Raw genomic sequence first — 8,225 nt, forward strand, 5'->3', positions numbered from 1 at the left:
TGGCCTTGCCCACCCAATCGGCCAGAACGGCGCGGTGCAGATCAAGACCTGCCCGCGCCAGGATCTGGCTCTGTCTATATAGCGGCAGGTGATCTGCATATTTGCTGACCAGCACCTGGGCGAGCGTCGCCTCGGTCGGCAGGCCGCCCATGATCAGGTGAGAGGGTGCCGAAGCCTGGGTCACCCCGTCGGTGCAGGACCGGCAGGCATACTTCGGGCGCACGGTGACGATCACGCGCAGCTGGGCAGGCACGATGTCCAGCCGCTCGCTGCGGTCTTCGCCGATCTTGTGCAGTCGCCAGTGTCGCGCCATCGGTCCGAGCGACACTGGCGACGCCGCAGCCGCAGGGGCAGATCAGGCTGGCGGGTTCGATGACCTCTTCGATACGCGGCAGTGCAGCCGGCAGGTTGCCGATGGTGCGCTTCGGCGCAGGCCCGGTCGCCCCCTTGTCCGCCCTGGTGGCCTGCGTTTCCCTCGAAGCCTCGACCTCGGCCAGGCGCGGGGACAGGCCGCGGATCGCGAGGCGTTCGCGGATGGTGCGAACGGCCAACTCGGCCCGGGCCAGAGCGTTCGGTCCGGCATATGAGATGCCGGCCTCGCCCAGCCATTCACCCGGGTAGCTGACGGTCGCCTTCAGGCGATCCGGGGCGGGGCGGCCCCGGGCGCCGGTGACGCGGACGCGGTCCTTTCCCGATTGCTCCAGCCGCACGCCCGTCACGTCCAGCGTCACGTCGGGGGTTAGATAGGCGGCGGGGTCGTGAATCTCGTAGAGCAGTTGCTCGGTCACCGTAGCGATGTCGAGGCGCCCTCCGGTTGCCGGGGGCTTTGTCAGCACTGCCGCGCCATCAAACGAAACTTCGGCGATAGGGAAGTCGATCCGCGCCATGTCGGGCACGTCCTTAATCCCGGGATCAGCGAAATAGCCGCCGGAGACCTGGCTGCCGCATTCCAGCAGATGCCCGATTAGAGTGCCTGCGGCGAGCCGGTCCAGATCGTCCCAATCCCACCCAAAATGTGCGACCAGCGGGCCGAGAGCCAGCGCCGGATCTGCCACGCGGCCGGTGACGACAATCTGCGCACCAGCACGGATCGCATCGGCGATGCTGCGTGCGCCCAGATAGACGTTGACGGCAATGGGGGCAGCAGAGGGCGTCAGCAGACCGGAATCCCCCTCCCACAGCGTGCTTTCGGCGAAAGCGGGATCATTCAGCATGTCGTCGCCGGTCACGATAGCGATCCGAGGCGCCAGCCCTTGTGCGGCAGCAAGTCTAGCGATGGCACGGGCGGCGGCGGGCGGATTGGCCGCACCGAAATTGCCGACTATCGTGATTCCGGCCTCGATGGCGGGGGCAAGGATAGGGCCGAGGAACTGTTCTAGCAGAGGCTCGTAGCCCTTCTCGGGGTCGGCCTGCCGCGCGACTTGTCCCAAGGCCAGAGTCCGCTCGCCCAGGGTCTCGAAGATGATGGCCCCGCCGCGCTCTGCCGCAGCGATGGCGGCGACGACCGGAATCGCTGCGTCGATGCGGTCGCCCGAGAAGCCGGCACCGCTGCCGAGCAGGAAGGGCTGGGTGGTCATGTGTCCGTCCTTGTCAGGGTAGTGGCCGCCCGTTGCCGCCGGCCGAAGGCCCAGGCCCCCGCTAACAGTGCCAGCGCGGCTACGGGACCGGCGGGGTGGGGCCAGATGGCCAGCGCGATCACCGCGACGAAGATCGCCGCATCGAAGCCCCGGTGCCCCAGCATCCGCGTCCCCGACAGAAGGCCCGGGATGGCAAGCACAAGGACGAGGCCCGAGATCGCGGCCTCGGCGACGGCCAGCGGGCCGCCCTGCATGATCATCCCGGGATAGAGCAGCAGCATGAAGGGGACGACATAGGTGACGGCGCCGAGGCGCACGGCCTCGACGGCGGCGCTGGTCCAGGGGGTCTGGGCGATGCCCGCGCCGACGAAGACCGCGACGCAGACCGGCGGCGTGATGACCGAGATGGTCGCGAAGTAGAACACGAAGAGATGCGCCGCCAGCGGATCGACGCCGACCGCCGTCATCGCGGGCGCCAGCACGGCCGCGACCAGCACATAGGCGGCGGTGGTCGGCAGGCCCATCCCCATGATCAGGCAGACGATTGCCACGACAACCGCGACCAGCGCCACGCTGTCGCCAGCCAACGTCACGATCAGCGACGAAAGCATCACCCCGATCCCGGTCAGGTTGATCATCGAGACCAGCACCTGCGCCCCCGCCAGCAGGACGCCGATGATCACCAGCCCCTTGCCCGCATCCACCAGTCCTTCGAGGATACGCCGGGCCATGTCGCGCGCGGGCATCTTCCCCGATTGCGTCACCACGAAGGCGATCAGCAGCCCCATGATCCCGTAGAAGGCCGAGGTGGCGACCGAGCGGCCGAGCCAGATCCCGATGCCCAGCCCGCCGAGCGCCGCCACGATCGGCAGCACCCGGCGCGGTGCGAGGATCAGGCGCCAGGCGGGCAGCTCGGCCTCGGGGACGATGGCGAGGCCGCGGCGGATGGCGACAAGGTGCACGGTCACGAAGACGGCCAGGGAGAACAGCACGGCCGGAGTGATCGCCGCCATCATGACGGTGACGTAGGGAATGCCGAGGATCTCGGCCATGACAAAGGCGGCGGCGCCCATGATCGGCGGCGCGATCTGCCCGCCGGTCGAGGCGACGGCCTCGACCGCGGCGGCGAAGGGGCGCGGATAGCCGAGGCGCACCATCATGGGAATGGTGAAATTGCCCGTCGTCGCGACATTGGCGACCGCCGAGCCCGAGATCATGCCGAACAGCCCCCAGGAGATGGTGGCGATCTTGGCCGCCCCGCCCGGCTGGCGTCCGCCAAGACGCATGGCAAGGTCCATGAAGGCCTGCCCGCCGCCCGAATGCAGCAGCAGCGCACCAAACAACACGAAGGCCGCGATGACCGTCGCCGCGACACCGGTCAGCATCCCCCAGATGCCCAAGTCGCCGAGGAACACCGTCTCGGTCACGAAGGCGATGTCAAAGCCGCGATGGCCGAGCGCACCGGGCAGGCTGCCCCCCAGCAGCGCATAGGCGAGGCCAAGCGTCACCAGCACCGGAAAGATCAGCCCGACCGTCCGCCGCCCCAGTTCCAGCACGGCGATCAGCAGGCCCGCGGTCAGCACGATGTCGGGGTTGGTCGCCCATGGCAGCGAACCCATGATCGCCTCGTAGTTCCAGACGATATAGCCGCAGGCCGCCAGCGCCACGCCGGTCAGCGCAAGATCGACGGTCAGCCCGACCGATCGCCAGCTTGTCCCGGCGCCCAAGGGGTATAGGGTGAAGCCCAGCGTCGTGACCAGGCCCAGGAACAGCGCGCGCTGCTCCAGCGCCTCGAAGGCACCGGCGGCGGCCGTCCAGAAGACGAACAGCCCAAGGATCAGCGCAAGCGCCTGAGAAACCCGGTCACGCATGGATCATTCGGCCGGGCGCAGGGCTTCGGGCAGATCGTAACCGTTCTACTCGAACCAGCGCGCGGCGCCGGGATGCAGGGGCACGGTGCCGTATTGCAGCGTCAGATCGGCCAGCGATGCGTCGCGCAGCTCGGCCAGCGCGTTCACCTGCACCGTCTCGTCGGCCATCACCGCGAGACAATCTTGTAGGCGTCCTCCTCGGACAGGGCCGAGGTCGCGCCGACGCCCACCCCGAAGCTCCAGGTGGTATAGGCGGGAATGCCCTCGGCGGCGCCTTCGGGGATATCCACCACTGAAATGTCGGGCATGTCGGCGCGCAGCGTCTCGGCCTGTTCGGGCGTCAGGCCCAGCACGTCGATGGGCGTGAAGGTCGCCACGTCCATGGTCGAGGCGTCCAGCCGGACCCCCGAGCCCGATTTGACTAGCCCGCCACGCGGTTGTCCTTGATCGCATCCACAATGTCGGTGGTCGAGCCGCGCACCCAGTCCGCCTGAAGGCCGAGGGTCGCAAAGACCGCCTCGGTGGTGCTTTCGGCGGCCGAGCCGCGTATGCCCGGATTGATCCGCGCGCCCGCCAGCGCCTCGAGGCTGTCCAGCCCGGCATCGCGGCGCACGATGACGTTCTGCGGCGCGCCGGTATAGACCCAGAGCAGCCACAGGTCCTGCGCGTTGCCGTCGAAGTCGTTGGTGCCCGCGACGGCGTGCTGGGCGACGTTCGTCGTTACCAGCCCCAGGTCCATCTGGCCGCGCGCCATGCGGCGGATGTTGTCCATCGTGGCGCCGGTTTCGACGACCGCAGCGTCGATGCCGTCCACCTGCTCGTTCACGATCTGCCCGACGGCCACGAAATAGCCGTAATGGCTGGACGAGGCCGAGGTCGAACCGATCAGCAGATCGGTCTGCTGCGCCCATGCGGGCGTGCTGCACAGAAGCGCGGCCACAAGGGCCAGGGGATGCTTGGTCATGTGATTCCTCCTTGCGGCCCCTCCACAGGCCATTGCTGCCATCATCCGGCTTTTGGCAGTTGCTTAAACACCCGAAGCCGCAATAATTGATGCATGATCCGCACCAATTTTGATCTTGCCGACTGCCGCGCCGTGCTGGCGCTGTCTCAAGCACGCTCGTTCCGGCTGGCCGCCGAGCGGCTTGGCCTGTCGCCTTCTGCGCTGTCGCGGCAGGTGACGGGGCTCGAGACGCGGATCGGCGCACGCCTCTTCGACCGTGATACCCGCAACGTCGCCCCTACGGACGAAGGGCGCGCCTTCACGGAACTCGCTGATCGGCTGGTGAATACGGCCGAGGGTGGTGCAGCCGACTTCACCGCCTTTCTTGAGGCGCGGCGGGGGCGACTGACGATTGCCGGGCTGCCCTCGGTCACGGCCGGCCTGCTGCCAGAGCGCTTTGCCAGCGCCTATCCCGGCGTCGACCTGCGCATCCTCGATGCGCTATCGGACACGGTCGTTGCCAGCGTCGCGCGGGGCGAGGCGGATCTGGGCTTCACTGCCGGCACCGTCGGCACGCGCGACCAGCTTTACTTCCAGGCGCTGCTGGACGACCAGTTCGTCGCGGTCGGCCCGCCAGGCGGCCAGCTGTCCGAGGATCGTGCCTATACCCTGACCGAGTTGATGCGGATGCCCTTCATTGCCATGGCCCGTGGCACCAGCGTGCGCGAGCTTCTGGACGGCGCCTGCGCCCGGATCGGCCAACAGCTTGAACCGCGCTTCGAAGTGTCGCATCTGGCCACTGCCGGCGCGCTTGTAGCGCAGGGCCTGGGCGTCTCTGCCCTGCCCCGGCTGACGCTACCGGTGCTGGGCAGCCGCGACTTGCTGATCCGCCCTATCGCCGACTTCGGCGCCTCCCGCCGCATCGGCCTCGTCTGGCGCTCGGGGCGGACGCTGTCGCCTCCGGCCCGCGCATTTATTCAGCTGGTGCGCATCGCACCGCTGCAGACTGTGACCTGATCCCGTCCTAGCGCTGCCATGCCTGCCCCAGATCCTCGAATTGCGGCTCATCCGCCATGCGGCATTCAAAGCTGGCGGCATCTTCCTCGGGGCCGGTGCGGTCGTAGAAAGCCTGCTGCGAATAGGGGCAGAGCGGGCGGGTGAACGTCACGGCGCCCGGCGCGTCGCCGCCTTCTTGATGCACGGCCTCGATCCGCTCGGGCGCGACGCCCTGCTCGACCCATGCCTCTAACTCGGCTTGCAGGGACAGCCGGTTCGGGCCGCTGCCACCGCCGCAGTGCTCCATCCCCGGAACAAGGAACAGGCGGTGGAAATCTTCCGATCCATCCGTCGCCTGCTGGACGCGCCGCCAATACGAGATCGAATCCGCAGCCGGCACGACGGGATCGGCCAGCCCGTGATGGTGGATCATCTTGCCACCCGCGTTGCGGAACGGTCGAAGATCAGGGTCCATCGCGTTCACCCGTTCGGCAAGCCGGTCATCCGCACGGGCCATGTCCGGCTCCAGATCCACATCCCACCATGACCAGTCCTCGTCATCAAGGGCCCATATCTGCCAGAAGCTGACGCGGGCAGGACGCTCTGTGCTGGCGAATCCGACCAGTAGTTGCTCCAGCCCGGCCGCTCGGGGTTGGTGCCCGCGTTCTCCGAGCCGACGGGCCAGCCGAAATAGATCCGCTCTCCGGTCTCGGCGTCTCGGGGGCCATCATACATCGCCTGAAGGGCATCTGCTTCCGGGCGTGTCAGGCAATCGGCGCCATCGCTATCGGCGCAGCCCAGCGCCTCCAGATCGGGGGTGCAGGACAGCGGGTTGTTCAGGAAGGGGTCCGAAGCAAGACCGGCCGCATCGTCCGCCCGCTGCGCCTTGCACTGCGTGAAGACCGCCTGCGCCACCATCGGCAGCTTGTCGTTCGGCACGATCTGCCGATCGTCAACGCCCGCCTCGTGATTGCTGAGATAGAGCCACAGGAACCCGGCATTTAGATGCGTGCGGTTGTGCCCCGGCGCACCGGCGATGACGCCGTCGAAATCGGCTGGATAACGCTGCGCCGCTGCGAATGCCTGCTGCCCGCCGGTCGAACAGCCGTCGAAATAAGCGTAATCCGCGGCCCTGTCGTAGAAGGTCTCGACCGCGGCCCTGGCCTGCGTGATCGTCTCGTGGACGGCGCGGTGCGCCTAATCGTCGATGGCCTCGGGGCGGTTTCGGGCGAAATCGGGATCGCTGCCCTGATGGCCGGTATCAGTGACGGCCACGGCATAGCCCTGCGCCGCCGCCTGGCTGACCCGGTCGAAGGGCATGGACGAACTGTAGCCGCCATTGCCGAACATCTGCAGGCGGCCGTTCCAGCCCTCGACGGGCAGCCAGACCTCGAACCCGATCCGCGAGCCCTCGACCGGCGCGGTTGTTCCGCTGACCCGGCAGATCGCGCCGAGATCCGGGGCGAGGGTCTTGTTCTCGACGCTGGCGGGGTCGATGTCGGTCACCCGCACCGCCCAGGCTTCGGTCCGTCCATCGGTCAGCGCTGTCGCCACGGCGGCGCAGTCGGGTCCGGCCGCCAGGGCCGGGGCGGCAAGACCGCCGGCCAGGGCCGTGGTCGCGGCCAGCATCAGGGAATGTCGTGACATGGTGGATCCTCCTCAAGTCAGGGCCCGGCCCCTCTTCTGGGCCGGGCGACGGTCATGGGTCAGTGCGGGACGGTGACATGGCCGCCGTCGACCGTGACCAAGTCAGCCGTGTCCGGTTCCGCCGCGATCTCGGGCAGGATCAGCCGGGTGCCGCCGCGCCCCTCGCCCTCGGCGCCGACGGCGGCATGGATCAGCTGGCTGGGCGGGAGGTCGTCCCCTTGCGTCAGGTGACGGTGCATCAGCTCCAGTGCGTCGATGTGATAGGGCTCGATCGGCACGAAATGGTCGGCATAGCCGGGCAGCCCCGCGCCGAAATGCTCGTGCCAAAGAGACTCCTATCGACAAGCTCAACCGGCTTCTCACGTCTGCACCTCAAGATCACCGTCAAGATCACCGTCAAGATCGACGGCTTTCGCGCTGTGCAGGCCCAACGCCAAGGCGGTGAGCCATTCGATTTTGCGGAGATCTCCGACGGCGAGCGCGCAGCCATCTTCCTCGCCGCGACTGTGTTAATCGCACCGCCCGACTCCGTCCTCCTTATCGACGAGCCCGAGCGGCATCTGAACCACGCCATTATCGCACCTCTCCTGCGCGACCTCTTCGCCGAACGGCCCGACTGTGCCATGGTCGTCTCAACACATGCCATCGACCTCGCTGTAGAGCATCCCCAAGCACGGATGCTCCTTATGCGCGACGTCCGGCGCGCTGAGCCAGCGCAGCAAGAGGTCGCTTGGGACTTCGACCTTCTCAACGCGGGCGAGGATGTCCCAGAGCTTGTCCGGCGCGACATCCTTGGCGCGCGCCGCCGCATTCTCTTTGTAGAAGGCACCGATGCCAGCTTGGATGGCGGTCTTTATGCGACCCTCCTTCCCGGCGTCTCCGTCGCGTCCAAAGGATCGTCGCGCGACGTCATCGCCTCTACGAAGGGGATGCTGGGCGCGTCCGGCCTCCATCATATCGAGGTGTCCGGGCTAATTGACCACGACGGACGAGACGACGACAACCGTGACGAGCACGTGAAAGATCGGGTGCACGTCTTGGGTCTGAACGCTGTCGAGGCTCTTTACTATCTGAGCTACTCCCCGATCCTTGGACAGTTTTCCGGCTGATTTAAGCTACTGCCTGCGCCTGCTGATCGGTTTCGATGGTGTTGAAGTAAACCACGGCAGGCGGCTGCCCGCCATGGGCGGT

At 67.5% G+C, this 8,225-nt stretch carries 8 protein-coding genes and 3 pseudogenes; 2 read left to right on the forward strand and 9 right to left on the reverse strand.

Annotated elements, in window-relative coordinates:
- The 6 genes and pseudogenes from OC159_RS19330 to OC159_RS19355 all read right to left on the reverse strand — a co-directional run.
- Window positions 1-494: pseudogene (locus tag OC159_RS19330) on the reverse strand (IS66 family transposase zinc-finger binding domain-containing protein); the annotation flags it as partial.
- Between the two features lie 48 nt (window positions 495-542).
- Window positions 543-1,577 (reverse strand): annotated as a pseudogene (locus tag OC159_RS19335) (acyclic terpene utilization AtuA family protein); the annotation flags it as partial.
- Window positions 1,574-3,448 carry a TRAP transporter permease gene (locus OC159_RS19340; protein WP_265502878.1) on the reverse strand — a complete coding sequence of 625 codons (1,875 nt, stop codon included), beginning with the start codon at window positions 3,446-3,448 and terminating at the stop codon, window positions 1,574-1,576. The gene OC159_RS19340 and the pseudogene OC159_RS19335, both read right to left, overlap by 4 nt.
- 45 nt (window positions 3,449-3,493) lie before the next feature.
- A complete protein-coding gene (locus OC159_RS19345; protein ID WP_265502879.1) occupies window positions 3,494-3,616 on the reverse strand; it encodes a hypothetical protein in 123 nt (40 codons plus the stop codon).
- Window positions 3,616-3,831, reverse strand: a complete 216-nt coding sequence (locus OC159_RS19350; protein WP_265502880.1) for a TAXI family TRAP transporter solute-binding subunit — start codon at window positions 3,829-3,831, stop codon at window positions 3,616-3,618. Before OC159_RS19350 ends, OC159_RS19345 begins: the two co-directional genes overlap by 1 nt.
- Before the next feature lie 38 nt (window positions 3,832-3,869).
- Window positions 3,870-4,412, reverse strand: coding sequence for a TAXI family TRAP transporter solute-binding subunit (locus OC159_RS19355; RefSeq protein WP_265502881.1), 543 nt, complete (start codon window positions 4,410-4,412; stop codon window positions 3,870-3,872).
- A gap of 93 nt (window positions 4,413-4,505) precedes the next feature.
- On the opposite strand from OC159_RS19355, the gene OC159_RS19360 reads away from it, so the two are divergent.
- The gene (locus OC159_RS19360) at window positions 4,506-5,408 is read left to right on the forward strand and encodes a LysR family transcriptional regulator (protein ID WP_265502882.1); all 903 of its coding nucleotides are present in this window, start codon (window positions 4,506-4,508) and stop codon (window positions 5,406-5,408) included.
- A gap of 7 nt (window positions 5,409-5,415) precedes the next feature.
- Here OC159_RS19360 and OC159_RS19365 read toward each other — a convergent pair whose 3' ends face one another.
- The 3 genes and pseudogenes from OC159_RS19365 to OC159_RS19375 form a co-directional block, all read right to left on the reverse strand.
- Window positions 5,416-5,904, reverse strand: a complete 489-nt coding sequence (locus OC159_RS19365; protein WP_265502883.1) for a tannase/feruloyl esterase family alpha/beta hydrolase — start codon at window positions 5,902-5,904, stop codon at window positions 5,416-5,418.
- Window positions 5,868-7,034 (reverse strand): annotated as a pseudogene (locus OC159_RS19370) (tannase/feruloyl esterase family alpha/beta hydrolase). Before OC159_RS19370 ends, OC159_RS19365 begins: the two are co-directional and overlap by 37 nt.
- Before the next feature lie 59 nt (window positions 7,035-7,093).
- Entirely contained in the window at window positions 7,094-7,312 is a 219-nt protein-coding gene (locus OC159_RS19375) for a 3-hydroxybutyrate oligomer hydrolase family protein (protein ID WP_265502884.1), read from the reverse strand.
- A 3-nt stretch (window positions 7,313-7,315) separates the two neighbouring features.
- On the opposite strand from OC159_RS19375, the gene OC159_RS19380 reads away from it, so the two are divergent.
- Window positions 7,316-8,143 carry an AAA family ATPase gene (locus tag OC159_RS19380; protein WP_265502885.1) on the forward strand — a complete coding sequence of 276 codons (828 nt, stop codon included), beginning with the start codon at window positions 7,316-7,318 and terminating at the stop codon, window positions 8,141-8,143.
- Window positions 8,144-8,225: the final 82 nt, after the last annotated feature.

Source organism: Paracoccus beibuensis (assembly GCF_026162625.1).
In the GTDB taxonomy this organism is placed as follows: domain Bacteria; phylum Pseudomonadota; class Alphaproteobacteria; order Rhodobacterales; family Rhodobacteraceae; genus Paracoccus; species Paracoccus beibuensis.

Coding starts and splice junctions, on each gene's coding strand:
- OC159_RS19365 (WP_265502883.1), bottom strand. CDS start 5,904: ATGGCCCGTGCGGATGACCGGCTTGCCGAACGGGTGAACGCGATGGAC.
- OC159_RS19360 (WP_265502882.1), top strand. CDS start 4,506: ATGATCCGCACCAATTTTGATCTTGCCGACTGCCGCGCCGTGCTGGCG.
- OC159_RS19340 (WP_265502878.1), bottom strand. CDS start 3,448: ATGCGTGACCGGGTTTCTCAGGCGCTTGCGCTGATCCTTGGGCTGTTC.
- OC159_RS19345 (WP_265502879.1), bottom strand. CDS start 3,616: ATGGCCGACGAGACGGTGCAGGTGAACGCGCTGGCCGAGCTGCGCGAC.
- OC159_RS19380 (WP_265502885.1), top strand. CDS start 7,316: ATGGTCGGCATAGCCGGGCAGCCCCGCGCCGAAATGCTCGTGCCAAAG.
- OC159_RS19350 (WP_265502880.1), bottom strand. CDS start 3,831: ATGGACGTGGCGACCTTCACGCCCATCGACGTGCTGGGCCTGACGCCC.
- OC159_RS19355 (WP_265502881.1), bottom strand. CDS start 4,412: ATGACCAAGCATCCCCTGGCCCTTGTGGCCGCGCTTCTGTGCAGCACG.